Below are 24382 nucleotides of genomic sequence, written 5' to 3'. Positions count from 1 at the left end.
GTATTTGATTATTTTTAAAGCATCAGATTGAAATCATTTATTTTTTTAAACAGCAAAATGCTCACGAGAAATTCGGCCTAGCTCCGATACCTGTTATCGGTCCTTACCCGAACTTTTTTCCAGGCAAAAAGCCCTTTGCTTAACCAATGATTGGCATATTCAAAAAAACGAAACAAAGGGAACGCAAAAGCCACTATCAAACATGTCCGGACCATCATCTTCCACCAGTACCACTCTACCAACGTTCCAGGTTCAAAAATCGACACCAGGATATAGGTTATCCACGAAATAACCAGATAACTAACGCCTACCAGCGGCACCTGGTAAAGAGACTCACTCACCGGCATTTTTTGGGCAGCATAGCGCAAGAGAAAAAAAGCACTGAAACAGAGCAAAGAGTACATCCCCAGGATAGTTCCGGAAAAAACATCCAAAACACACCCCAGAAAAAATAGGATGATCAAGCTTCGCAACAGATCAAGACGGTAAGCCAGATAGGCTACCAGAATATAGTAAAAATCAGGAGCAAGCAACCAGACCGGGTGGATCATGCAGACACTAGTCTGCAGAACAACCAACAGCACACCAAGCACGGTGAAACCGATAACAATCATTGCATTATCCTTCCCTTTATTGCTGTCCAGCCCGCCTTACCTGCTGCCACAAAGCAGGAAAACGGCAAGACTGCACACAACTACTCGTCCACAGCCGATTCGTTGCGCTGCAGAACAAATACATTTTCGAGTGTTTTGTAATCAACAGAAGGGGTCACTTCTATTTCATGAAACATGCCGCGTCGTTTGCGTATCACTTTTGAGACCACCCCAACCGGCATTCCAGTGGGAAACATTCCGCCGTATCCGGCAGTAACAACAACGTCTCCCTCTTCAATTTCAACGGTTTTCAATACATATTCAAGCCGGTAAGTTAACTTGCCAGACCCTTTAAGAACGCCACGGACTCGGGACTTCTGCAGTAAAACATCAATCGCACTGGAAGGAGCAATGGCCAACAGCACTTTGGAGTAACTGGGAGAAGCCGTAATAACCTGGCCGATAATCCCCTCGCTATTAGCCACTGGGCTTCCTTTAACGACACCGCTGTTGGTCCCTGCATCGATAATAAGAGAACGGAACCACATCGAAGGATCTTTCCCTATAACCGATGCGGTAACAACTGGGAAATCAGCTGCATCCTTAAAGGCAAGTAATTTTTTCAATCGAGCATTGGTTGCCATGGCTTCCCTACTCTTATGCAACAACGCCCGACATTCCTTTAACTCTTTCCATAACCGCTTATTTTCCTCGCGGACACCCAGTACTTCGAGATACCCCTGCTTGAAAGAAAGCAGATAATTCACGCCGGAGGTGACTACCTCTTGAACAGGTCCGGTGGTTTCAAGGACAAGTTTATGCAGTCCACCAAATTTCTGATTGCCTAAGGTGGACACCAGAAAAATGAATGCCAAAGTCATAATCAAGCCGGCAAAAATGACCAACCTGAATAACCGAAAACGGCTGTTTGATTTCCTTGTACTTTTTTTACGCATTGGAAAAAAGAAGACGCCTGTCCCCATAACGAGAGCAGGCCGGCTATCAGTACACATTGCATGCCCGGCCGTACCCCCAGCTGCTTACAGCAACTGGCAGGTAACAACCAATGACACGCATCGTAACTATGAGAATGCTACAGACTAATCAATGGCAATTTCACGGAGAATTTCCAAATTATCCAAAGCTTGGCCGGACCCAAGCACAACCGAAGAAAGTGGGTCATCAGCAACGATAATCGGCATACCTGTTTCATCTTTCAATAACTTATCAAGATTTTTCAGCAACGCACCACCACCGGTAAGCACGATCCCCTGATCAACAATATCTGCTGATAACTCCGGGGGGGTTACTTCTAGCGCCACTCGTACAGCATCGACAATGACATCGACCTGCTCTGCAATGGCGGACTGAATTTCCTTGGATGTTATGGTCAATGTCTTGGGAATACCGGAAACAAGGTCACGTCCCTTGATCTCCATGGTTTCGTATGGCTCTTCAGGCAACACATTGCCGATAGTTGTCTTTATCTCCTCTGCGGTTCGCTCACCAATGGCCAAATTATGCTTGCGTTTGATGTACTGCAGAATCGATTCGTCCATCTTGTCTCCGGCCACCCTCACAGACTTAGCATAGACAATACCCGCTAGTGAGATCACAGCTACTTCGGTTGTACCACCTCCGATATCAATAATCATGTTAGCGGTCGGTTCTGTAATAGGCAGGTTAGCACCAATTGCGGCGGCCATGGGCTCCTCGATCAGATACACCTCGCGGGCCCCTGCCGATTCCGCAGATTCACGCACAGCACGTTTTTCAACCTGAGTGATACCGGAAGGAACGGAAATGATGATCCGGGGATGCACCAAAGTTCTTCGATTGTGTACTTTGTTGATAAAATAACGAAGCATGGCCTCGGTCACTTCAAAATCAGCAATAACACCATCTTTCATGGGTCTGATAGCGGCGATGTTACCTGGAGTCTTCCCCAGCATCTCCTTGGCCTCTCTACCCACAGCCAACACCCGGCTTCCGCGCTGATCACGACGAACAGCCACAACCGATGGTTCGCGAAGGACGATGCCCTTGCCCTTCACATAAAGAACGGTGTTGGCAGTGCCAAGGTCAACCGCAAGATCGTTGGACATCCAACCAAAAAGAAAATTAAACGGAGAAAACATTCCGAAATCACCTATAAAATGAGATATTTTTTAACTGCCTATTCAGCATTCTTTACGAGATCTTTGTGCCGGGAAGTATTTTATTTTATCGGCATCAACAATGAACATGGCACATTACCAATTGTACTTGTAGTTGGCAACGTCTAAGGTTTACCAGACCAAAAAGAAACAATTAATCTTGACAGCCATCCCCAATACATGGTAGAGAATCGCTCAATTAATCGTTACGGGGCTATAGCTCAGCTGGGAGAGCGCTTGACTGGCAGTCAAGAGGTCTGCGGTTCGATCCCGCATAGCTCCACCAATATCGTCTAACTTTAAGTAACCATTAATTTATTTAGAGATAGACAGCAGATAGGGCCTATATTGTACACAATCCCGTACACACGGGAGGAGGCAATATGGGCCTTTCTTCTTTGCACCTACCAGAGAATCTCCAGCAGTCTCCCCTGGTCTCATATATTTCAGATATCGTGTTCCAAATGATATCCAGCCTGTTCTCAACAAACCTGATTTAAAATATTCGTTGAAGACTCATTCTCTCTGGACGGCAAGACAATATCTTGCACCTATCCTTGAGTACATCCAGGGAGTCTTCCATTTTATTCGTACTGCACGGGACAAAGCCCCTTAATGTTTGCTTTCTTATCGGCTCAATTGATATAACATGGATAGCACAAGCAAAAGCTGTCGAATGATTTGTTTCTAGCATCAGCTTTGAGAAGGACGCATATTTTTCTGTGTCCCATTCGATGCCTGACAAACATAGTGGTTACTATTCACATATCTTTTTTTGACTGCAGAATTAATACGTTGACAAGATGTACACCCGTAACTTATTTTCCATCAGTTATCTTGATCAGTCACGGCATGTTTGTAATGTCTATGTATCAGATAATACTTGGAGCTAATCACCCCTTTTCACTATTTTACCACTGCATCCCTGTATAATCCGATCATGGTTCTCTCATCTTTCCTAGAATACCTCTTCTTACTGTAATAAAGATGGCTTCACTGACAAAAACTGAGTCTATTCTTCGTATTTCAAGTGATAGTGTAGAAATTAGCTGGGGCGATGTGCTGAACCAACTCCAGGGGATGAAGATGGTCCTTTTCACTCTGTCATCCATGTGGCATTGGTTGCAGGAACATTTATTTGAAATAGATTCTTTGTATGAGTTGACTGTTATCGCAGTTGTCGTTTGCATAGCCATCGTAATTCAAAAAAAATCTAGGGGGAGATTGCTTAAGCTTGCATCTAACGAGTCATCCATTAAAAGCCATGCTTTACGTCGACTATATTCGTCGCTATCACTTGTAGTGTTCCATCTGTCGGTGTATGTATTATTGCTGCTTTTGGTAACGATGACAAACATGTTGAACATTGACGATACGTTATTGACACTGGCTGCAAATCTGGCTGGTGCATGGGTGGTCATCCGTGTGGTCACGTCCATTGTTTCTAATTCATTTCGAGTGAAGATACTCGCTCTTCTTCTCTGGAGCATTTCAGCGTTGTACCTTGGCGGAGTGCTCGGTGTTGTTGTTCGATGGCTGACAATTCATCGAGTTGATGTCAGTAGCCTACATACTAATATGCTGGATATTATTGGTACAATCTTTCTAGTTGTATTGTTTTTATGGCTCTCTGAGACAGCAACGAAATGGATTGATCGTAAATTAGAAGCAGAAAATGATGTTAGTCATTCGGCTCGACAACTTCTTGTCTTTTTCGTTAGAGCAGTTGCATGGTTTTTAGTGGCGGCGATAGCACTCGATCTGCTCGGATTAGATATAAGTGTTTTAACTATTTTCTCAGGCGCATTTGGACTAGGTTTGGGGTTTGGTCTAAAAAATGTATTTTCAAACCTTGTGTGCGGATTAATTCTGTTAGTGGATAAAGCCGTCAAACCAGGAGATGTAATAGGTTTAGGAGGTTATTGGGGCGAGGTAAAAGCGGTAAAATCACGCTATACAACTGTAATGGCAAGAGATGGAGTCGAGCATATTATTCCTAATGAAAAACTCATCACCAATGACATCACTAACCTTACCCATTCGTCATCTCAGGTTCGCATTGGCATTCCCGTTTCGGTCTCGTATCAAACAGATCTTCAAAAGGCTGGTCAGATTCTGAAAAGCATCAGTATGGAATGTGTTCGCGTATTGAAGCTGCCGACTCCGTCTGTTCGGATCACGGAACTCGGCGACAGTGCAATTAACATGGAACTTCGTATTTGGATAGCAGACCCTGAACGTGGAGTAGGGTCAGTTCGAACGGAAATCTATGAAAAAGTTGTCCAGCGCTTTCAGGCTGAGGATATAGATATACCATACCCACATCTACAATTATTGGTGGACAGATAAGAGGAGATGCTCTCCTGAATAATGGTTTAATTCATTGTTTGTTCATACATCGCACTATCAAAACACCAGGTAAAAAATCGTCTGATATTATGTCCTACACTGATACGACGGCATTTTATCCGTATCCGCTTGACGGGTGTATTTAACTTCGTTGCATCACACGTTGCAATCGCTCGACGGAAGACAAATCACGAAGACTACAGGTTCAACAATTTGGCTCGATAGTTGAAAAGTAGTACCACCTCCGACCTCCGACCTCCGACCTCCGACACCAGATTTCTTTCCAGCTGTGTACTGCCGCTGCCAATGCAAATATCTATATTTTAAGAAGCTGATGCCTGTTTACATTCGAAGAAGGACTGTTCAGGGTTGATACGTCCAGACACCCTGCTTACTCCCTGACCTTCGCTGCAGTAAGTTTACACCGGAGTGATGAAACGTTTTTTAACGATGCTCATCGCAGTGTATGCTTCTTTTTTAAATCTTCATAAACAAGCGTGGAAACCTGTCTGATTACGCCGCCGCGGGACTGCATCCACTGTTTGTAATTAGAGGGACGGGAGCTGCGCTCAATAATGCCGACTATCGCATATGGGAACCTTTCACTATTTTTAGTTTTAGGGGCAAGAATTCCCATATCGCCACAGAGATGGGCAGTGGTTCCTGTCTTATTGTAAACCAGCGTCCCTTGAGGAATAGGTGTCCCATAGTAAAGTCTATCTCGGCCGGGGAGAGACATGAGCCGACGTATTTCTTTGCTATTGGGAAGCTCTTTGTTCCATAGAGCTCGAAGAAAGCGTATATAATCTGATGGGAGTGCTTTGTTGCGGTAAGTACGCCCCCCTTGGGGTATATATTCAACGATATGAAGTTGTTTGAACAGGTTGCTGTAATGGCGTGTCAATAGCCTTTGACACGTGGCAGGGCCACCTATCTGCCGCATGACCCAATTTGTTGCTGAATTACTGCTGCGTTGAATCATGGCCTCCATTTTTCTCCTGCTTTCAGGACCATATATCAGTCTACCCTGACGAACCTCGTGAAAAAAAGCAAGTGCAAGAAAAGGCTTAATCATACTTGCCGCTTGAAACGTTTGGTCGGCATTAATATCAACCAGGCTGATATCACGGTTAAGGTCATAAACCATCCAACCGGTTTTTTCGTCACCACGAATTTTACCTTTCTTGCGTAACTGCTTGATGTACCTCTCAATTTTCTTTTCGATATGGGAACTAGAGGCTTTACTAAGTTCAGCAGTGGTTTTGGGTGGTTTTGTAACTGGAGCTATGGCTTCCGGGGTTAATGCCTTGGCAGCATTTCCATGGATAGCGACCTTTAACTTTTCAGGTCGCAATACAACCAGCGAAGGAGTTTGTTGCGCGGTAATTGTCGGAAGCACTGCAATCTCTTCATTTTTGCTTGCTGGTTGTATCTCTTCCTCTCCATGGAGATAAGTGGACTCTCCATAGACGACCTGATTGTTGAGTTCCTCCGTGATGGTTGTTTTTATCCCTTTTTTACGAAGCAAACGACCGTGCCGCTTGGCCACGACCAAAGTCGAAGAACGATCTCCGTTCCGACGGTAGACCAGCATATAATTCTCTTTCTCATCCTGTTCGATATAGAGATCTTTTCCTACGGATTTCCCAAGATATGTATATATTACTTGATAGTTTTTTTTCATGGCGTCCAAGTTGGGTCCATAGCCGTAACTGACATTAAATAGCTCATGATACCCCTTGTCCTGGACGGCAAAAGCCTGGTCCAGTCCAGCTTCCTGCAGGACTGCGCCATGCTTGACGATCACTTTAAGGATAGCCTGGAGCGAGGCGTTGCAGTCATAAATCACACCATACTGATTGTCTCTTTTTACAATTTTAAGGTGCTTGCTGATATCCGGCTCAAAAAGTGTTTCCAGTTCCTCTTTATAATCAAGGACGCTGTTGAGGTCCTTGTCCCAGGCAAAGACCAGGTCATATTTCTGTGTATCTGCTTTAGCTTGGTCTGTCGAAACCAAGCTCATAGTACAAATAAGCGCGAGGAGTGGAATAATACGAAAGAAAAAAGACATGATTATTATAAATATTGAGTTGAAAGCGTAGAGGATGCGTTTTCTGTATACATCAGAGTATACCAGATCAGCCTCTGATGTAAATTCATTGCCGTATAAAGGGTAACAGATGGTTAGCATTATTGATAACGAAATACAATTGGTCTTATAAAAAAGAACCAAACTCATGTAGTCGATAGCGTGGCCATAGCTACATAGAGCATATTGTCGATTAGCCTGGATTTCTCATCAGTTCAGGCAGCGCCAGTTTCAAAGTTTTTGGCAATGAATCATAGTAGCCTATATTCATTGCCAAAATACTGAAGAAAATGGTGCTGGATGGACTGACCTTTGGTGAACATTGTGAAAAACTTTCAACTTCATCTTAGTTTGTATAACATATAAAGATTGTTTGTAATTTGACAGGTTGACACAATGTTCATGAGAAATTCGGGTTAGTTCCTCATTGGACGAGATATAGCCGCTTGTTTATCATGATTGTATTGTCATCGAGGTCAACCAGGAGAAGCGAGTAAAAAAAAATAGTAACTATTTAGCAACGCCCCACGCTTACCTTCACCCCACCCACCAGGCCTAATCCACTAATAATATTACAAATATACCAACGATATCGATTTCGCCCACCCTACTTATTTCATTTTATATGGATCTGATTTGATTAAAATGTCTAATTATCGTCTAATAATTCGGAGTACATGTTTTCAAAATCAACTAATCTATTTGTGGGCTGAAGGTATCTAGGGGAAATATGAGTGTTACTGGTGAAAAATCAATTTTAAGGCCGGCCAGATTAAAAATAATCTGTATCGGCCTGATCCTTGGCTTTGTATTTGCCTGTTCCTCCGGTTATCTTGCCAACCAATACATGGGCGAAACGAAAAAGCAAAGACTGATTTCTCTCAAACAGGCTGTTCAGATTGCCAGAAATTCCATTGAACCGATACTCGTAGACTACCGTAATCAGAAAATATCTAAGGATAATGCTCTTCAACAGGTTCGCAACTTCATTAGAACGATGATCTACAATGACCATACTGGTGAAAATTACATTTTCATGAGCTCCTATGACGGAATCATGCTGGTCCAACCCTTTGAACCTGAAAAAGAAATGACTGATATGTGGGACTTGAAAGATGCCCATGGCGTTTACATTATACGAACTTTAATAAATGTTGCAAAATCACCAGAAGGGCTAGGGTATGTATCGTATCATTACCAAAGACCAGGAGAGGTATCTGCTCAAGAAAAAATTTCCTATATCATTGGTATTAATGAATTAGATTGTTACATCGGCACCGGCCAGTATATGACAGATATTCGTAACAGCCAATTCAGCTATGTCATTAAAATAGTTGGCTTAACTTTTATTTTACTGAGTCTTACTTTCGCTTTGGTATGGGCTTCAATGAAAGAAATCCACATACAAAACATGATGTTGCACAGAGCGGAACGTGAGCTTTCAGCGATATTTAACCATACCATTCAGTTTATCGAAACACTTACACCTGAAGGCATATTAACCAAGGTTAATCGTTCTGCTTTGCGGTTTATAGCCAAGGGCGAAACAGATGTACTTGGAAAGCCCTTTTGTGAAACTCCCTGGTGGCAAGGAGAAGAATTAAAAAATCGCTTACACGAAGCAATCGACGCCAGTTCAAAAGGGAAATTCTGCCGTTTTGAAGGTATTCATAAAAATGATAAACAAGACGCAATTAACGTAGACTTCAACCTCTCCCCTATCTGTGATGAAAAGGGAAATATCATTTCACTTCTGGCAGAAGGCAGGGATGTAAGCGAACAGACGAAGGTCAGAAACGATTTGATAAAAGAAAAAGCATTTTTTAATCATCTCATCGAAAGTCTACCCGGTGTATTTTTTCTGTTTAAGCTTGAAGGTAAACAATATGTAATGAAAAAATGGAATGAGCAATATGTGAAAATACTCGGTTATTCTCCAGATGAATTAAAAGATGCTCCCATCACCACCTTTGTCGATGTTGCTGATATTCCAACTTTAAACAGTGCTATAAAACAACTCCTTAAAACCGGGAACTTAACCACTCAATTTTACACCCAAACCAAAGACAACAGATTGATTCCGATTTTATACATGACTCAACATATAGAGTACTTTGGTGACAGTTATATTGTCGGCACAGGGATCGAGCTGACAGAAAAGATAAAAGCTGAGGAAGAAAAAGAGAAGCTCGAAGCCATGCTCGCCCAATCCCATAAAATGGAAGCCATGGGGACGCTTGCAGGCGGCATCGCCCATGATTTCAACAACATCTTGTCTGCTATATTAGGCTATGCGGAACTGGTCCAGAAAAGGCTTCCCCCTGATGATTACACGAGAAAGATGCAGAGCCAGGTTGTAAATGCAGCACTCCGTGCAAAGAATCTGGTGAACCAAATTCTTTTGTTCAGCAGACAATCAGAACTGAACAAAAAACCTATTCAATTAGATTTTATAATCAAGGAAGCACTAAAACTTATACGATCATCTCTTCCCACGACGATAGAGATCAGACAGGATGTTCCAAAAGATTCCGGGACAATCCTTGCAGATGCAACACAGATCCATCAGATTATCATGAACCTCTGCACCAACGCCTATCATGCAATGAGGGAGTCGGGCGGAATTCTGAAAGTTTCTCTAACTGAACGAACAATATTGAAAGAAGATTTTACATATTCTGAAGTGGCACTGTCCTCAGGAACGTATCTGAGACTGGAAGTTAGTGATACAGGGTACGGGATGGATAGAGCCACGCTCAGCAAAATCTTTGATCCTTATTTTACCACCAAAGAAATCGGCGAAGGAACCGGACTTGGGCTGTCTGTAGTGCACGGGATAGTACAAAACTGTGGTGGAACAATTAAGGTTTACAGTGAACCAGGCCAAGGAACCAGTGTATGCATTTTCTTTCCCAAAATCGACAATGATATCCAAAACAAGGCCGAACAACCGGATACTGTCCTACAGACTGGAATTGAACGAATCCTCTTAGTTGGTGTCTGTCCATAAATGGCATTTTTTTCAAAGGCGGTCGCTGCCAGTCGTACCAGCGAACACAATCGATTCATGAGACAAGCAAACTCTTGCTGTCTTTTTCAGCTTGTCATATGAAAATTCCTTCAAAAACCAAAATCTAAGCGCACCTGTCCTTTCTGTTTAGAGAAATCCCGCCAAACAACTGGCTGTTAAGCCAGTTGTTGACGCGCTATGGTAAGCAGGTTGGCAGAGACTATCGACGCCCACACATAACTCTTAAATCCCTCATATCCTTTCCAGGTGCAACGAGTCAGGCCAAGGCTTCGCTTCAACCAGGAGATACCGGATTCTATCCCTGCTCTAAAATTTCGTAATCCTTTATAAACATATCTGCTTCGGCACATGTCTTCTTCCTTGAGCCCGCGCCCCTTGGAAAAACAGACGTCTTTAACTCCATTATCCTTTGCTTCCTTAAGGTTCGTTTGAGATGTAAAACCGCCGTCAAAAGACGCCTGCAAAGGATAGCGTCCGTAAATATCATTTTGCCTGTCAAGCATTGACCCGGTCAACGTAGTGTCCGCAGGATTGCCGTCAAGTACTACGCAGTCAAGAATGAGATTAGAAGCGCCGCCGGTAAGACAAATTTTGTGACCGTAATAGGTGTCTCGGCGATCCTTGCGGATAATATCCGTATGCGGCTCAAAGATTGAAACAATCTTTTCCAGGGCCGGAACAGATTCACCAGCAAAAATTCTGCGTTTGGTTTGGCACGCTACCTGACGAACAATAGGCAAATATTCTTGCAACTGTTTGCAAATACCGCTTGCCAAAGCTTGTTCAATTATGGAACTTCCCACATAATTCTGTAAACTACGCACCCCCTTTTCTGCGTAGCCTATTGTCTTCTCTGTGAGTTCTATAAGTTTTCTATATGGCTTCTGCCTTGCCGCATTATTCTTGGCATTTGTAATTTCCAGATTCCGTCGTTTTGCCGCCCGTCGATGGTTATGGAAGGAAAACATGATCCCTGGCAGCCTTGTTTTCGCGTCATCAAGAAGTCTGGCCAGAACACGAACAGAATCGAAAAGCAATTCAGAGTCATAGGGTGCATGAATATTGGTTTCGACAACGGTGCAGTCTACGCGCACCTTGCGGCCTTTCTCAATACCTGCATCCTGGGCATAGCCGATCAACACCCTGTTGATCTCCTCCCATGTGGCTTCGGATATAGCTTTGATTGTTTTTTGCAGCGTTGATTTTTTAAAATGTTTCCCAAATGGGATTCTACAGAAAAGGCCATACGCCCTGGAATCAACCAGGCGAAATTCCAATTCTCTATAACTGCAGCCCTCTATTTGTTTTACGGATGCGGCGCGTATCACCTGCTCTGCAGTCATACCGCAGGCTCCACTTTTAGCATCGCTCTTTTGCGTTAATGAGCCAATATCTTGTAGAACCAGGTCGTATATGATAGTGTTTTCATCAAGTATATCACTGATCTTTTCCAACTCTTTCGCCTTGGGGTGGTCAGGGGCAGCCTCTGCTAAAGGTAGCTGTTGATTGTGAGTTTTTCGCATCTTTTTCGATTTCCGGAAATAGTTAATCAAGTAATTTTAGCGACTTACTAAAAAAACTTTACCAGAAATCCTAAAAAGAGCACCCCTTAAAAGGCGATTTTCTCTTACTAAATCAAATAAATAGCTTCTCGCGGACAGACACTAGTTGACGATGACCAGATGATTGTGGACCTGATGAGAACATCATTAACAGATCTCGGGTATCAGATATCAGCATTTTCAAACAGTCAGCAAGCGCTTCATGCATTTAGTGCCGCACCAGAAAGCTTTGACCTGATTATCACAGACATGACCATGCCCAAAATGACCGGAATGGATCTAGCAAAAAAAATATTGAGTATCAGGCAGCAAACACCCATCATACTGTGTACAGGGTACAGTGAATTAATCACTCGGGAGAAAGCCGATGCCATCGGCATCAAAGCTTTTTTGTCAAAACCAATACTGCGTGAGGAATTGTCCAGAACAATACGGGAGGTTTTGGAAGATAAAATATAGGATCTCGACTGCAAATTCTGTGTACGGTCTGTCACTATTTTCCCTCTGGCAATAAAACGAGAATTCTTCTGATCAAACTTGCGCCTCTGTAAATATAATGCTCCCTTGCCAACGGGGGCTCGCATACAGACAAGACTTTCAGTGAAGGGAATATGAAAATGTCTCGACCTTCAATATGATAACCTTAACCTTGGCCGATATGAAACCTAATTTAAAGTGGGTCTACCTGCTGATGATTTTGCCCCCCTTTTTCTGGGCGGGGAATGCAACCCTGGCCAGGTTTATTGCCGACCAAATTCCACCGATCACCTTAGCTTTCTGGCGCTGGACCATCGCCTTATCGGTATTGATCCCATTCACGTGGTCCTATGTAAGCAATGACTGGCCCGAAATAAAAAAAGGCTGGAAAACCATTCTTCTGCTCGGGTTGCTAGGTATTGCTTCATTCAATGTTCTTCTCTACACGGCAGCTCACACGACCACAGCTATTAATATTTCACTTACTCAATCCATTATGCCGGCTATTATTGTCCTGATCAGTTTTCTTCTGTTTGGTGATCGTATTACGTTAAGGCAGATGTTTGCCATCGCTCTTTGCGCTGGCGGAGCCGGCTATATTATTATACGGGGCGACATGCAGAGACTGAAGGATCTGGAATTTGTAATCGGCGATCTGATTATGTTGCTGGCAATTATTCTTTACGCTACTTACACAGCTCTGCTACGCAAACGGCCGGATATTCACCCACTGAGTTTTTTAACCGCGACTTTTGCTGTTGGTGTTGTCTTCCTGTTACCACTTTACCTTTGGGAAATACAATCAGAGCCTCCCTGGGTAGTGTCACAATCGGTTATTCTCAGCCTGATTTACTTTGCGTTCTTTCCATCCATTCTTGCCTACTTATGCTGGAATCGGGGGATTTACGAAATTGGCGCAAATCGCGCTGGTCTCTATATCAATCTACTGCCACTTTTTACTGCTCTACTGGCCATGATTTTCCTGGAAGAGCGTTTTCAGACCTATCATATCGCTGGAATTTTTTTCATTTTCTCCGGCCTGTTGCTCTTTAATTTACCCTTACAGCGCAAAAAAGGCTAATCGTCGTTTAAGGTTAGTCCCTCTTTACCCCAGGGTATTGTGTCCAAGTTCTATTTTAAGCCTGGACAGCACATACTCTTTACAGACCTCATCACTGAACGTAGGGTTGAAATTTTAGACTCTTCCCGGTCCTGATTCTTAGATATCAAAAATGTTCACGGCCGGGGAAATTGTTCATTCAGGCACAACCTTGCTTCCATGGCCATACCATATTTAACATTGCCGAAACAGGCAATCAGTCCCCTCTCTCCTTCTCCAACGAAAGATGCGCATTCAGGTCAGCACAATATGCATCTCTTGTAACAGGTGTATCAAGGTTCATTATGCAGGTATAATTCCAGCATTTTTTCAAAAGCATTTCTTCTGTTTTGAGAGCATGTACCGCTGCATGAAGATTATCAGCCACTCCAACGTGAAGAGAATTTACCTTGAATCCAGCTCGATGACCACGCGGATGCATATACGTAACAATAAAAATACCGCCGGCTTCAGGAAGCTGAGCACTTTTAGGATACACCTCAAATGTATAGGTCTTTCCCGATAATCCGGTAAACTCTACATGATCTTCTACAAACATTTTTTAGTCATCCTGTATTTGCTATTTGGTCGGCAATATGTATATGTTCTTTTTCCGCAGCGGTGCAACACATGGGTACGCATGATAATAAGCTCAATTACTGCGGAAATTGCAATCCCTTTCAATGGATGAAATTGTTTTTAATCAATTATTTAGGAGAGTTCTCAGTTTCAAAACTGTGACGATTACGTTTGATGGATATGGAGTTATTTGAAATCAGGGACTTCCTCATTCAATACCCGCCTTTTGATACTTTGCCTGTTGAATCTGTAAATTGTGCATTGTCGTCGATGGAGGTTGCCTATTACCAGGCAGGCAGTGATATCTTGCGCTATGGAGACAGGATCCATCATCTTTATGTGATTCGAAGTGGAGCTGTCGAAATATACCAGAGCAACGGCAAGTTATATAATCGCCTTGAACAGGGGGATCTGTTCGGTCAGATGGGATTGTTGATGAACAATCTGGTTCGGTTGCAAGCAAAAGCAATTGAAGACACGCTGGTTTATGGTTTACCTGAAGATATTTTTCATGATTTTTGCTCGAAAAACGAAGATTTTTCAGACTTTGTAGAACTTGAAAACAGTACCCGGCTGCATCAGGTCGTCACTACTGTCGGCGATAATGATCTGACAACAGTCAAGGTGAAAGACCTGCTCACTCGCGAACCGGTTATAATATCAGGCAAGACCACCATTCAGCTTGCCGCTCAAAAAATGGCAGAGGAGAATGTGCCTGCGGTCATGGTCGGGGAAAAAAGAAGCGAGTTCGAAAAGAAAAACCGAAAAAAGCAGATAATCGGTATCCTGACGGATAGGGATCTTTGTATTCGTATTCTGGCTTCCGGGCTGCCGTACGATACTCCAGTAGCCGAGGTTATGACAACATAGCTGATTGAGCCTTGATCATAACGCATATGTGTACGAGGCCATGCTGATGGTGTTACGATGCAGTATCAAGCATCTTCCCATCATGAAAGACAGGTGGCCTGTTGGTGTCATAGAATTAACCGATATCGTTCGTTATGAGTCACAAAACAGTCTGCTGTTGGTGAACTCTATCTTTCAACAACCTTTGGTCGAAGATCTTGAAGCATTGTCCCACCAGGTAAAAAGACAGCTTTGTCCGCATGGTCAGTGAAGATGCCAATTCTCATATGGTTGGCACCGCAATGGCCGTTATCGGCAGAAGTTTTGTGCAGCGACACATTGAATTGGCCCAGGAGCAATTGGGCCCTCCTCCTTTTCCTTTTTTTTTCACGTTTGGATCCATGGCCCGGGATGAGCAGCTGTTTGTTACTGACCAGGATAATGGCCTTATGCTTGTTAACGCATACAATCCCCAGGAGCACGGCGCCTACTTCAGCGACATTGCGGAATTTGTATGTGACGGTTTGGCCAGGTGCGGATATTATAAATGCGCGGGCGGCATAATGGCAACAAACCCGGAATGGAGGGAAACGCGGGCAGAATGGCAGCACCGCTTCCGCGACTGGATCGAAACAACCGGCAGACGCAGGTCCATTGGCAACTTAAGACGGATGATGCGCGGATAAAACTGAAAAGACTTTATCCGAACATTTAGATTGTACTGTGACTAGTTACCTGGTGATATTACTTGTGGCCAGCAAATCAAGAATGTTTCCGGCAACAAGACGGTCCTTTTCCCGCTCTGAGACCTTCAGCCGCAAGACTTTTTTTAATTCGTTTTTTGGATCGCCAAAGGGAAAATCCGAACCAAAAAACAATCGCTCGGTACCATAATGGTGAATATAATCCTGCATCTCATGTGATGCGGCTAAAGCGGTGTCGGCATAAACATTGGGCAGTGCCCACAAGCCGTTAGCCTTAATGGCTTCATAACCACCATTGAGGCCGCCCAGGTGAGGAATAATAACCTTGACCCCTGGGGCAATCTCTTGAATAAAGCAAAGGGTATTAGCCAGCTCCTCTTCCAATACCACCGGCATATTCCGTCTCCTGATTTCCTCCACCGCCTTTTCACACAATTCACTGGTATAGTGGTACTCCGGCTCATCATCGTGGCGATGCCATTTGATCCCCTTATGTTCCATGGTTATCTGCTCAACTGCAAAATCGTTCCAGATAAAGAAATAAGGGAATACCTGAAAATCATCTGTACCGATATACAAGAGATATTCGTTGGCACGCTGCCGTCTTTTCTGCCAATAGACAGTATCTTCAAACTGATAATCCCAGCGATCATAGATCTCGGCAACAGGAGGAAACATAACAGCTCCTGTAATACCGGAACCGCTGCTATAGTCTAGGTAGTCCTGCAAAGCCTGTGGTGGAGAATTGTCCTGAATGCCGCAGTGCACATGCGCATCAATAATCATTTTTTCCTCCGCATAATTTAATTGTAGCAATACCTATCTTGAGCCTGAACCCGGTAACAATATTTTTTCAAGACACCCCCAATTAATAAAAGAAGAAGGTAACTATTCAGCGAAGATCTAAAAACTGTCAATCTACCCCGAAATGTAACTGTTCAGCAGTGCTCCAAATGTTCACAAGCTGACCGATTAGCTATACATCGGTATGCTGAGCGGGCAGATCGTGGAGAGAGGTAAGCGCAGACTCCGTGGGGTGCTGCTGAATAGTTACAGAAGAAGAAGCAAGCGGAATCCATAAATCAAGCCGGCCAAATGCCCAAGAGAATCTTTTGCCCAGAGCCATGGAACGTAAGTCACCATTGAGAAGCAAAAGGTCGGCCAGATTTTCCTGAAAAATTGCCCCACATACTCAGCAGGCATCTCATCGGGTAAGATGGCATAAAACCTGCTTTTCATTTTCAGAATCCACGATTGAAACCTTTGCCTATCTTTAGCCACACCGCCTGTATTATTCTTGTCAAAAAAGTATAAACTGGATAGGCTATCCCACTGAACATATGAGATTATTTACATTATACCCTACAGTACGCTATCTGCTTTTCACAAAAAACGACTAAAAAAGCTGAAGGAAGTTTATGAAAATGTGTGCAAAAATCATCCTTTTTTTATTTTTTTTGCTGCTTTCGACCTCTGTCTATGCGGGAGGAGGTGGCCCGGAATCACATGAAGCCGCTATTAATTTCCCACCAAGCTTTGCAAGTTATCATGATGCTGACATTGTCGGCATAGGAGCTATTCTTAAACATCGCATCAGCCACACCCCGTTTAACCTGGTGGCTAGTCTCATTTTTCTGGCTGCTATTATTCATACATTTCTAAGCAGTAAATTCCTTTATTATGCGCATAAGTGGAAGGCAGAGCATCAAAAAGAGATCGAGTCTGGCCGTGCATCAGAAAGCTCTACCCATCTGCTTGCAGAGCTCTTTCACTTTCTTGGAGAAGTTGAGGTTATCTTTGGTCTCTGGGCAGTGGTGCTTACGGCTGCTGTTATTTTCTTCTATGACTGGCATACCTTTGTCAATTATATAAGTGGCGTCAATTACACAGAGCCGATGTTTGTGGTGGTTATCATGACGCTGGCATCCTCCCGCCCTATTCTGAAACTATCGGAAAATATTATGAGCCGAATAGCCGGAGTTTTTCAGGGTACATTGGCGGCGTGGTGGTTAACTATCATGACCTTGGGGCCAATCCTGGGTTCTTTTATTACAGAACCGGCTGCCATGACAATTTCTGCGATGCTATTGGCACAAAAATTTTATGAATTAAAACCAAGCAATAAATTTAAATATGCCACCATTGCCCTGCTTTTTGTCAATGTCTCGGTAGGAGGAACGCTTACCCATTTTGCCGCCCCACCGGTACTCATGGTCGCGGCTTCCTGGGATTGGAATCTTCCCTTCATGTTCACTACTTTCGGCTGGAAGGCTGTTATTGGTATTCTCATATCCAACACCATGGTCTTTTGGGTGTTTAAAAAAGAAATTGCCGGCCTGGAAAAGAACTTTATGCTCTCCCTGCTCAAAAATGAAATCAGGGAAAAATATATCCACAGCGATTTTCTTAAACAAGATTTAAAAATGGCTGAGGAGCGCATAGGCCATGATTTACAACAAGAGTTTGAGCGAATTAAGAGTACTGCGAAAGAGTCTACCTTAACAGCGTGTAACTGCCTCGACAACACAGATTGTACTCTTCTTGAAGAAACCTTTGAACAGGAATTTGAAGACCTCAAGACCCAGCAAATGTGTGTCTCTGTACCAGGGTTACTCCCCAGAGACAAAAGACCAAAGCTTATCGACCCCAACTGGGATAAACGTTGCGGTGATGTTCCGGGTTGGATTACGGCCATCCATGTGGGCTTTATGGTCTGGACTATTACGACTGCCCATTACCCGGCAATATTTGTATCCGGCCTGCTCTTTTTTATAGGCTTTTCCCATGTTACATGGCCTTTTCAGAACACGGTTAATCTCAAATCACCTATACTTGTAGGCTTTTTTCTGGGTGGCTTGGTCATTCACGGCGGACTGCAGGGGTGGTGGATAGGCCCTGTGCTTGGCAGCCTGCACGAACTGCCTCTGATGCTGAGTGCAACCGTGCTTACAGCCTTTAACGATAATGCCGCCATAACGTATCTGAGTACCCTGGTCCCCGGTTTCACCGATAGTCTGAAATACGCGGTGGTAGCAGGTGCAGTTACCGGAGGTGGACTTACTGTAATTGCAAACGCCCCGAATCCAGCAGGGCAGGCACTCCTGAAAGATTACTTCAGCAACGGTATATCCCCGCTACTCCTGCTAATCTACGCTTTTGTACCGACACTGGTTATGGCTCTCTGCTTTTTACTCTTATAGACTCGATAAGAATACATCCGGGTTGACAAGCTTCCCGGGTGTTACTTGAAGGCCCGGATCTGCCCTACTAATCGCGGCTTAGTGGAAAGATGTTGACTTTGGTCCGGGAGGATTTTCTACGTACTCTGTGCTAAAACCTCATCAGGAAGTATACGTCATGCCGGCCAATACTGAGCAAAGCAAACCTTGGCAGTTTGTTATACTCACCGATAAAAGCGAAAAGAGTTTGAAGAACACCACTAAATATCCCTGGTCAATTTTTTTATAGTACTCCCAACTATTGCCATTCCTCCATCAAAGTTATCTGATATTTCCCTGTTATTACTCTCACCGGCAAAACCATTCAAAAAAAAAGCTGCATAAGTTTACCTATAAATAGTAGTTTATACTTATTGTTAGTAACTGTTTCTAACGCCTTACCCACACTCCATTTATAATCAAGCCTATGTACGAGCCAAAAACACTCCACCAACGAACCGTGGTGTTCATTATACTGCCGATTTTCCTGTTTCTGACCCTGACAGGTGTCTTTGGCTTTATAGCTGTCCGTAATGTTCTGGTTGACCAGTGGGGAGAAACGGCGCTGGCTCAGTTGGAAAAAGCCGCCCATAATATTGACATGCAGCTTAACCGGCCAAAACAATTACTTTCTTTTCTCGACGGCATGTCAAAAAGAGATTTGGAAACCGGCATTCATGAAATCATTGTTGATCGCTTGCATCAAATTCAGGGAGTAACTGAGATCAATGCCGAATGGCCCAATGAAATGGGAAGCCAGGGGCTCAGAATGAGACGGCATATATTACACCGGTCAAAAAATGAAAAAAATACAGGTAAAGTACTGGGAGTTACCCCGCCTCTCTATGAAGTAGCTGTTGAGCAAAACAACGTCCTGTTGAGCACCAGTCTTGTAAACATGGAGGATGAAATAATCGGTAAGATAGAACTATATCTTGATTTTGAACAACTCATTGCGCAAACAATTCAATCTAAATGGTGGAATATCTATAAGGCGTATATTGTTGATCAGGATGGTCATATTCTAGCTCAAACAATTAATAACAAAGAACAAACCGCTCAACACTCGACCAAACAGTTCGGCCAGTCTAACGCTCTTGAAAAAAAGACATTAGCTGCGTTATCAACGGATGAATCTGGAATTGTTTTTGGCAAAGGCATCCCTCCGACGGAGATCAGCGGATTTTATCGACTGCATCAAGCTCCTTGGACGATGGTGATTATAGCTCCAGGAAAGAAGGTACTGCAGCCGCTGATAAAATTCAGACTTGCATACATTATTACAGCTCTGTCTTGCATCACAGTTTTACTGTGGTTTATTCGCTCCAGCTTTAAACAAACCACCCAATCCATCAAGCAGGTATCAACAGCAGCAGACGAGCTGGCAAACGGAAACTTCAGCAAACCGTTTAAGGTTTCCACAAAAGACGAAGTCGGTGATTTACTCCATAGCTTCAACCGAATGACCTCTCAACTCCAACGGGGCCTGCAGCTGCACAAAGCAATGGAGATTGCAAAAGAAGTGCAGATGACACTTTTGCCCCAGAATGACTATTCAGACAAAGGAATAACTGCAAGCGGCGTAAGTATTTATTGTGACGAAACCGGAGGAGATTACTTCGATTTTATCGAATCAGAAACACATCCTGGAAAACTTCATGTAGCTGTCGGTGATGTTGTTGGCCATGGTATAGGTGCAGCGCTACTCATGGCAACCCTCAGGGCCCTTTTACGTGTTCGAGTTCAGAAGCCTGGGTTAGCAGCAGAGCGTATAAACGATGTCAATCGATACCTGTGTTGGGACACATTACAATATGGCAATTTCGCTTCACTGTTTTACCTTGAAATAGAACCGAACAACAACACCGTTGAATGGATTCGAGCCGGTCATGAGCCTGCCCTTCTTTTTACTCCTGCAAATGATACTTTTACAGAACTGCTAGGAAAAGGATTAGTGCTCGGCTTGGATGCCGACATCCAATACAAGGGTAATACTTTCCACCTGACGCACTCCAAACATATTCTCATTATTGGTAGTGATGGAGTGTGGGATCTTGAAAATGAGCAATTGGAACGTTTTGGCAAAGAAAGGGTAAAAGAGATTATTCGAAATAACCATCACGCCCAACCTGCTCAGATAATCCAAAAGATCATCGAGGAGGTTACCGTATTCCGAGGAGATGCTGAACAAATGGATGACATTACGCTGGTCGTTATTTCACTTGAGCAGAACTCTTTGGCCAATAACCTATCATCGTCTTCAACTCTTTCATCTAGCAAAAGCATCAAAACGTGAAAGCCGATACTCAACCAATACAGCCTCCGGTAACCAAGAAGAATCTGTTTTTCTGGGCGTTTCACAAAAACCTGAAATTGCAACTGCTTTTACTTGTGTTGATAGCAGTAATGGTGATTGCTCGAGTCATACCTTTGGAGATGCAAAAACGGATCGTAAACGAGGCAATAGTTCTTAAAAAACTTGACCAATTATTAGTTTATTGCGCCATTTACCTGCTTGCCGTCACGATTACCGGGGTAAGTAAACTGTGTGTTAATTACCTACAGGCAAGAATAGGTGAACAGGCTATATTGCGTATGAGAACAGCCCTCTATAGTCATATAATTTCTCTACCTCTTCTTTTTTTCCGCAACACTCAACCAGGTGTAGTCGTAGCCTCCCTTATGACTGAACTGGCATCAGCTGGTACTTTTGCTGGGATGGCGCTGGCTGCCCCTGTGGCTAATATACTGACATTACTCGCCTTTGCGGGCTATCTGCTCTGGCTCCACCCGCAGCTGGCCCTTTGCACACTGGCAATTTATCCGATTGTTGTCATTTTCGTTCCTTATTTACAGAAAAAGGCCAACCGACTCAATAAGAAGAGAGTGGATCAATCCCGGTTGGTTGCAAGCCAGATTACGGAATCGATTACCGGCATTCATGAAATCAATGTTCACGGTGCTTATTCCATTGAAAAACGGAAGTTCGATCAACTTGTTGAGCATCTCCAATCTATACGACTCAAATGGTCTTTATTTCGTTTTAGTATCAAATCGACAAACAACTATTTTGTTAATCTCGGTCCCTTTATCGTGTTCATCTTTGGGGGCTACTTGGTTATGAACGGGCAGCTTGCACTTGGCTCAATGGTTGCCTTTCTTTCTGCTCAAGAAAAATTGTATGATCCCTGGAAAGAACTGATTGAGTTTTATCAGGTATACCAGGACGCTTCGGTACGATATCAACGAACCATGCAGTCCTTTGATATCCCCTCTATGCCTCTACTTACTGGACAAGCAATGGACTCTGTGTCCATTCATGGAGCTTTGGAGTTGTCCAATGTGGGATACACTGTTGCAGAAGGTAAAGCATTGTTACAGCAGGTAACACTCTCCTTACAGCCAGGTCAACACCTTGCTTTGGTTGGATTTTCCGGAAGCGGTAAGTCTACGCTCGTGCAATGTCTTGCTAAAATGTTTAGCTATACCAGCGGTTCCATAAAGCTTGATGGAATAGAGATAAAAAACATACCTAAAAGTGAGCTTATAAAGCATGTGGGGTATATCTCTCAGCATCCATTTATTTTTTCGGGAAGCGTACTCGATAACCTTCTCTATGCGCACCATTCCGTTGACAGTAAGAGCGGTGTTGAGAAAAAAACGTTTCAATCTCCCCACCTTGACCACCTTATTTTAAGTCTTCAACAGGCCGGCTTTTTTGTTGACGTCATTCGGTTCGGCCTTGAGACCGCTTATGAAAATTCAACGCCGGCTGTAACCTCTAAGCTTATTACTATGCGGGAAAAATTTAGGCGTAATTCCGGCACACCGCATGAACGTTATATTGAGTTTTATGACCATAAAGTCTATCTTCAATATTCAACCATTCTGGACAATATTACTTTTGCCGTATCGCGGGATACAGAGAGTACCTTTACGGCCCTTTTCGCTCAATCGTCTTTTATAGATTTTCTCAGCAAACACAACCTCATTCCCCCTTTACTTGCTTTAGGAAAGCAAATAGCGAAACTGTCTGTCGAGTATCACCTTGCATCAAAGAACAATGAAAAAGCGATACTGGCTACCCCTATCTCTGTTGATGCGGCATCAGAATATGTGTCACTTGTCAGCCGACTGGATGCAACCCCACACTATGAGCTTTCCATCAAGGAGCAACATCTTCTCCTCAAAACAGCATTGTTATATGCGCCAGGTATCCATTCATCTTTTTCAATGCCTCCCGGCCTTGAAGCCCGTATCCTCTCCGTCAGGCCTCACTGGAAGCAATTAAGTAATCGAGAGTATACAGATTTATTTACATATTTAAAAAAAGACGAACCTATCCAGGGAAGATCTGTTTTTAACAACATCCTTTTTGGCAAGATGAAGACCGATGAAACTTTACCCAACGAACAGGTGAATCAGGCAATCATTCGCCTGCTGATAGAGGAAGATTGCCTGGAAGATGTTGCTGAAGCGGGAATGGAATATAATGTGGGAAATATGGGCGACAAATTATCAGGTGGGCAAAAACAAAAACTTGCCATTGCCAGGGTTCTGCTCAAAGAGCCAAAAGTGATCCTCATGGATGAAGCGACCTCAGCCCTGGACAATAAATCACAAGCAAGGATTCAACGACTAATAGAGAGGTGGAAAGGGAAACGTACGGTTATTGCTGTAGTACATCGACTGGATACAATTCAACATTTTGACGCCGTGGGTGTAATGAAATCCGGTAAATTGGTAGAATACGGTACGTATAAAGAATTGATGCGTAGCAATGGCGTGTTACACGAACTTGTTACTGGAAAAACGGCGCAAAGACGGACATAACCTAATAGCTGAAAGAGTTAAAGGGTGGGTATCATTTACAATATGAAAGTACACTTTTTTTTGGATTCATCAGAAGATAGTTTTGAAGCATTCCGAATGCAATGTGAAAATTTAGCTGAAACTTGGGATGTTTCTCACAAAATAATCCTGGAAATAATTCTGATAATCGAAGAACTCTATACCAATTTTTTCAAATATTGTTCCACTGAATTTGCCAATTCAATTGAAGTGTCACTGGAACGGGCAGGCCCTGATCTACTGATAGTGTATAAGGACAATGGACCGGTTTTCAACCCTCTTCAAGTCGAATCTCCCGACATACGCAGGCCCTTTGAAGAGCGACAGGCTGGAGGGCTTGGTATCCATTTAGTACGACACTTTGTAGATAGCTATACATACGCAAGAAAAGATGAGAAAAACATTCTCAGATTTACAAAAACAATTAAATAACAAAAAAAGCCTCTATGCAAATCACTACATCAGACAGTAACGACTATATCATTATCAATATCATTGGTCGCCTTGACTCCGGTACTGCTGAAGAAGCAGAACATTGGATATCTTCTTTTTCCATGCAGCCGGGTAAACCACTTATCATGGATTTTGCGGAACTTGAGTATATCTCCAGTGCAGGGCTCAGAGTTATTTTTAATTTTGCGCGCAGTCTTAAAAAAAGCGGCAACAAATTTGGAATCTGGAAGGCTCAGGATCACATCCGAGAAATATTTGAAATATCTGGGTTTGATTCCTTCATCCCCATGGTCAATACAATTGAAGAATTCCTTGAGTAAAGTTAACAAACTTCCTAAATCTTGCATATCAAACTTGGCAATTGCAGGATTT

The 24382-nt window shown here is 43.3% G+C and carries 21 protein-coding genes and 1 tRNA gene; 14 read left to right on the top strand and 8 right to left on the bottom strand.

Going from position 1 to position 24382, the window contains the following annotated elements:
• Positions 1 to 77: 77 nt before the first annotated feature.
• The 3 genes from mreD to ACHZCY_RS17595 all read right to left on the bottom strand — a co-directional run bounded on the left by mreD (position 78) and on the right by ACHZCY_RS17595 (position 2731).
• Positions 78 to 614, bottom strand: a complete 537-nt coding sequence (gene mreD / locus ACHZCY_RS17605) for a rod shape-determining protein MreD (protein WP_205223401.1) — start codon at positions 612 to 614, stop codon at positions 78 to 80.
• An 80-nt stretch (positions 615 to 694) separates the two neighbouring features.
• Positions 695 to 1549, bottom strand: coding sequence for a rod shape-determining protein MreC (gene mreC / locus ACHZCY_RS17600; protein WP_205223400.1), 855 nt, complete (start codon positions 1547 to 1549; stop codon positions 695 to 697).
• A 144-nt stretch (positions 1550 to 1693) separates the two neighbouring features.
• Positions 1694 to 2731, bottom strand: coding sequence for a rod shape-determining protein (locus tag ACHZCY_RS17595; RefSeq protein ID WP_205223399.1), 1038 nt, complete (start codon positions 2729 to 2731; stop codon positions 1694 to 1696).
• 228 nt (positions 2732 to 2959) lie between these two features.
• On the opposite strand from ACHZCY_RS17595, the gene ACHZCY_RS17590 reads away from it, so the two are divergent.
• The 3 genes from ACHZCY_RS17590 to ACHZCY_RS17580 all read left to right on the top strand — a co-directional run bounded on the left by ACHZCY_RS17590 (position 2960) and on the right by ACHZCY_RS17580 (position 5098).
• Positions 2960 to 3035 (top strand) — tRNA-Ala (locus tag ACHZCY_RS17590).
• Between the two features lie 153 nt (positions 3036 to 3188).
• On the top strand, positions 3189 to 3365 hold the full coding sequence (locus tag ACHZCY_RS17585) for a DUF6538 domain-containing protein (RefSeq protein WP_394713448.1): 177 nt from the start codon (positions 3189 to 3191) through the stop codon (positions 3363 to 3365).
• Positions 3366 to 3736: 371 nt separating this feature from the next.
• Positions 3737 to 5098, top strand: coding sequence for a mechanosensitive ion channel family protein (locus ACHZCY_RS17580; protein WP_319549841.1), 1362 nt, complete (start codon positions 3737 to 3739; stop codon positions 5096 to 5098).
• A 454-nt stretch (positions 5099 to 5552) separates the two neighbouring features.
• Here ACHZCY_RS17580 and ACHZCY_RS17575 read toward each other — a convergent pair whose 3' ends face one another.
• Positions 5553 to 7121: a serine hydrolase gene (locus tag ACHZCY_RS17575; protein ID WP_319549840.1), complete on the bottom strand. Its 1569-nt coding sequence runs from the start codon at positions 7119 to 7121 to the stop codon at positions 5553 to 5555.
• Between the two features lie 796 nt (positions 7122 to 7917).
• Here ACHZCY_RS17575 and ACHZCY_RS17570 point away from each other — a divergent pair.
• A complete protein-coding gene (locus ACHZCY_RS17570) occupies positions 7918 to 10197 on the top strand; it encodes a cache domain-containing protein (protein ID WP_319549839.1) in 2280 nt (759 codons plus the stop codon).
• Between the two features lie 176 nt (positions 10198 to 10373).
• On the opposite strand, the gene ACHZCY_RS17565 is transcribed toward ACHZCY_RS17570, so the two are convergent.
• On the bottom strand, positions 10374 to 11741 hold the full coding sequence (locus tag ACHZCY_RS17565; RefSeq protein ID WP_319549838.1) for an ISNCY family transposase: 1368 nt from the start codon (positions 11739 to 11741) through the stop codon (positions 10374 to 10376).
• Between the two features lie 120 nt (positions 11742 to 11861).
• Between ACHZCY_RS17565 and ACHZCY_RS17560 the strand changes: the two genes are divergently transcribed.
• Positions 11862 to 12239, top strand: a complete 378-nt coding sequence (locus tag ACHZCY_RS17560; RefSeq protein ID WP_319550232.1) for a response regulator — start codon at positions 11862 to 11864, stop codon at positions 12237 to 12239.
• Between the two features lie 199 nt (positions 12240 to 12438).
• On the top strand, positions 12439 to 13338 hold the full coding sequence (locus ACHZCY_RS17555; RefSeq protein WP_205223395.1) for a DMT family transporter: 900 nt from the start codon (positions 12439 to 12441) through the stop codon (positions 13336 to 13338).
• A gap of 235 nt (positions 13339 to 13573) precedes the next feature.
• Here ACHZCY_RS17555 and ACHZCY_RS17550 read toward each other — a convergent pair whose 3' ends face one another.
• Positions 13574 to 13915, bottom strand: a complete 342-nt coding sequence (locus ACHZCY_RS17550) for a hypothetical protein (protein WP_319549837.1) — start codon at positions 13913 to 13915, stop codon at positions 13574 to 13576.
• A 194-nt stretch (positions 13916 to 14109) separates the two neighbouring features.
• Here ACHZCY_RS17550 and ACHZCY_RS17545 point away from each other — a divergent pair, with 194 nt between their 5' ends.
• Genes ACHZCY_RS17545 through ACHZCY_RS17535 form a run of 3 tightly spaced genes read left to right on the top strand, consistent with a single transcriptional unit; the run spans position 14110 to position 15470 of the window.
• Entirely contained in the window at positions 14110 to 14805 is a 696-nt protein-coding gene (locus tag ACHZCY_RS17545; protein ID WP_319549836.1) for a cyclic nucleotide-binding domain-containing protein, read from the top strand.
• A 40-nt stretch (positions 14806 to 14845) separates the two neighbouring features.
• The gene (locus tag ACHZCY_RS17540; protein ID WP_319549835.1) at positions 14846 to 15055 is read left to right on the top strand and encodes a CBS domain-containing protein; all 210 of its coding nucleotides are present in this window, start codon (positions 14846 to 14848) and stop codon (positions 15053 to 15055) included.
• Positions 15045 to 15470 carry a DUF294 nucleotidyltransferase-like domain-containing protein gene (locus ACHZCY_RS17535; RefSeq protein WP_319549834.1) on the top strand — a complete coding sequence of 142 codons (426 nt, stop codon included), beginning with the start codon at positions 15045 to 15047 and terminating at the stop codon, positions 15468 to 15470. The genes ACHZCY_RS17540 and ACHZCY_RS17535 overlap by 11 nt, the downstream gene beginning before the upstream one ends.
• 45 nt (positions 15471 to 15515) lie before the next feature.
• On the opposite strand, the gene ACHZCY_RS17530 is transcribed toward ACHZCY_RS17535, so the two are convergent.
• Both ACHZCY_RS17530 and ACHZCY_RS17525 read right to left on the bottom strand, forming a co-directional pair.
• Positions 15516 to 16274: an amidohydrolase family protein gene (locus tag ACHZCY_RS17530; RefSeq protein ID WP_319549833.1), complete on the bottom strand. Its 759-nt coding sequence runs from the start codon at positions 16272 to 16274 to the stop codon at positions 15516 to 15518.
• Positions 16275 to 16464: 190 nt separating this feature from the next.
• Positions 16465 to 16614: a hypothetical protein gene (locus tag ACHZCY_RS17525; RefSeq protein ID WP_319549832.1), complete on the bottom strand. Its 150-nt coding sequence runs from the start codon at positions 16612 to 16614 to the stop codon at positions 16465 to 16467.
• Between the two features lie 292 nt (positions 16615 to 16906).
• Here ACHZCY_RS17525 and ACHZCY_RS17520 point away from each other — a divergent pair, with 292 nt between their 5' ends.
• The 5 genes from ACHZCY_RS17520 (at position 16907) to ACHZCY_RS17500 (ending at position 24330) form a co-directional block, all read left to right on the top strand.
• A complete protein-coding gene (locus tag ACHZCY_RS17520; RefSeq protein WP_205223389.1) occupies positions 16907 to 18688 on the top strand; it encodes a putative Na+/H+ antiporter in 1782 nt (593 codons plus the stop codon).
• Between the two features lie 445 nt (positions 18689 to 19133).
• Positions 19134 to 21002 (top strand): SpoIIE family protein phosphatase, encoded by a 1869-nt coding sequence (locus ACHZCY_RS17515; protein ID WP_319549831.1) that lies wholly within the window; start codon positions 19134 to 19136, stop codon positions 21000 to 21002.
• Positions 20999 to 23539 (top strand): ABC transporter ATP-binding protein/permease, encoded by a 2541-nt coding sequence (locus ACHZCY_RS17510; RefSeq protein ID WP_319549830.1) that lies wholly within the window; start codon positions 20999 to 21001, stop codon positions 23537 to 23539. The genes ACHZCY_RS17515 and ACHZCY_RS17510 overlap by 4 nt, the downstream gene beginning before the upstream one ends.
• A gap of 42 nt (positions 23540 to 23581) precedes the next feature.
• Positions 23582 to 23989 (top strand): ATP-binding protein, encoded by a 408-nt coding sequence (locus tag ACHZCY_RS17505; RefSeq protein WP_269755903.1) that lies wholly within the window; start codon positions 23582 to 23584, stop codon positions 23987 to 23989.
• A 14-nt stretch (positions 23990 to 24003) separates the two neighbouring features.
• The gene (locus ACHZCY_RS17500; protein ID WP_319549829.1) at positions 24004 to 24330 is read left to right on the top strand and encodes an STAS domain-containing protein; all 327 of its coding nucleotides are present in this window, start codon (positions 24004 to 24006) and stop codon (positions 24328 to 24330) included.
• Positions 24331 to 24382: the final 52 nt, after the last annotated feature.

This window comes from Desulfogranum marinum (assembly GCF_963675105.2).
Taxonomy (GTDB): domain Bacteria; phylum Desulfobacterota; class Desulfobulbia; order Desulfobulbales; family Desulfobulbaceae; genus Desulfogranum; species Desulfogranum marinum.
This window is presented reverse-complemented; position numbering and strand designations above follow the sequence as displayed.

Coding starts and splice junctions, on each gene's coding strand:
- mreD (WP_205223401.1), bottom strand. CDS start 614: ATGATTGTTATCGGTTTCACCGTGCTTGGTGTGCTGTTGGTTGTTCTG.
- mreC (WP_205223400.1), bottom strand. CDS start 1,549: ATGCGTAAAAAAAGTACAAGGAAATCAAACAGCCGTTTTCGGTTATTC.
- ACHZCY_RS17595 (WP_205223399.1), bottom strand. CDS start 2,731: ATGTTTTCTCCGTTTAATTTTCTTTTTGGTTGGATGTCCAACGATCTT.
- ACHZCY_RS17580 (WP_319549841.1), top strand. CDS start 3,737: ATGGCTTCACTGACAAAAACTGAGTCTATTCTTCGTATTTCAAGTGAT.
- ACHZCY_RS17575 (WP_319549840.1), bottom strand. CDS start 7,121: ATGAGCTTGGTTTCGACAGACCAAGCTAAAGCAGATACACAGAAATAT.
- ACHZCY_RS17570 (WP_319549839.1), top strand. CDS start 7,918: ATGAGTGTTACTGGTGAAAAATCAATTTTAAGGCCGGCCAGATTAAAA.
- ACHZCY_RS17565 (WP_319549838.1), bottom strand. CDS start 11,741: ATGCGAAAAACTCACAATCAACAGCTACCTTTAGCAGAGGCTGCCCCT.
- ACHZCY_RS17555 (WP_205223395.1), top strand. CDS start 12,439: ATGAAACCTAATTTAAAGTGGGTCTACCTGCTGATGATTTTGCCCCCC.
- ACHZCY_RS17550 (WP_319549837.1), bottom strand. CDS start 13,915: ATGTTTGTAGAAGATCATGTAGAGTTTACCGGATTATCGGGAAAGACC.
- ACHZCY_RS17545 (WP_319549836.1), top strand. CDS start 14,110: ATGGATATGGAGTTATTTGAAATCAGGGACTTCCTCATTCAATACCCG.
- ACHZCY_RS17540 (WP_319549835.1), top strand. CDS start 14,846: ATGCTGATGGTGTTACGATGCAGTATCAAGCATCTTCCCATCATGAAA.
- ACHZCY_RS17535 (WP_319549834.1), top strand. CDS start 15,045: ATGGTCAGTGAAGATGCCAATTCTCATATGGTTGGCACCGCAATGGCC.
- ACHZCY_RS17530 (WP_319549833.1), bottom strand. CDS start 16,274: ATGATTATTGATGCGCATGTGCACTGCGGCATTCAGGACAATTCTCCA.
- ACHZCY_RS17525 (WP_319549832.1), bottom strand. CDS start 16,614: ATGGCTCTGGGCAAAAGATTCTCTTGGGCATTTGGCCGGCTTGATTTA.
- ACHZCY_RS17520 (WP_205223389.1), top strand. CDS start 16,907: ATGAAAATGTGTGCAAAAATCATCCTTTTTTTATTTTTTTTGCTGCTT.
- ACHZCY_RS17515 (WP_319549831.1), top strand. CDS start 19,134: ATGTACGAGCCAAAAACACTCCACCAACGAACCGTGGTGTTCATTATA.
- ACHZCY_RS17505 (WP_269755903.1), top strand. CDS start 23,582: ATGAAAGTACACTTTTTTTTGGATTCATCAGAAGATAGTTTTGAAGCA.
- ACHZCY_RS17500 (WP_319549829.1), top strand. CDS start 24,004: ATGCAAATCACTACATCAGACAGTAACGACTATATCATTATCAATATC.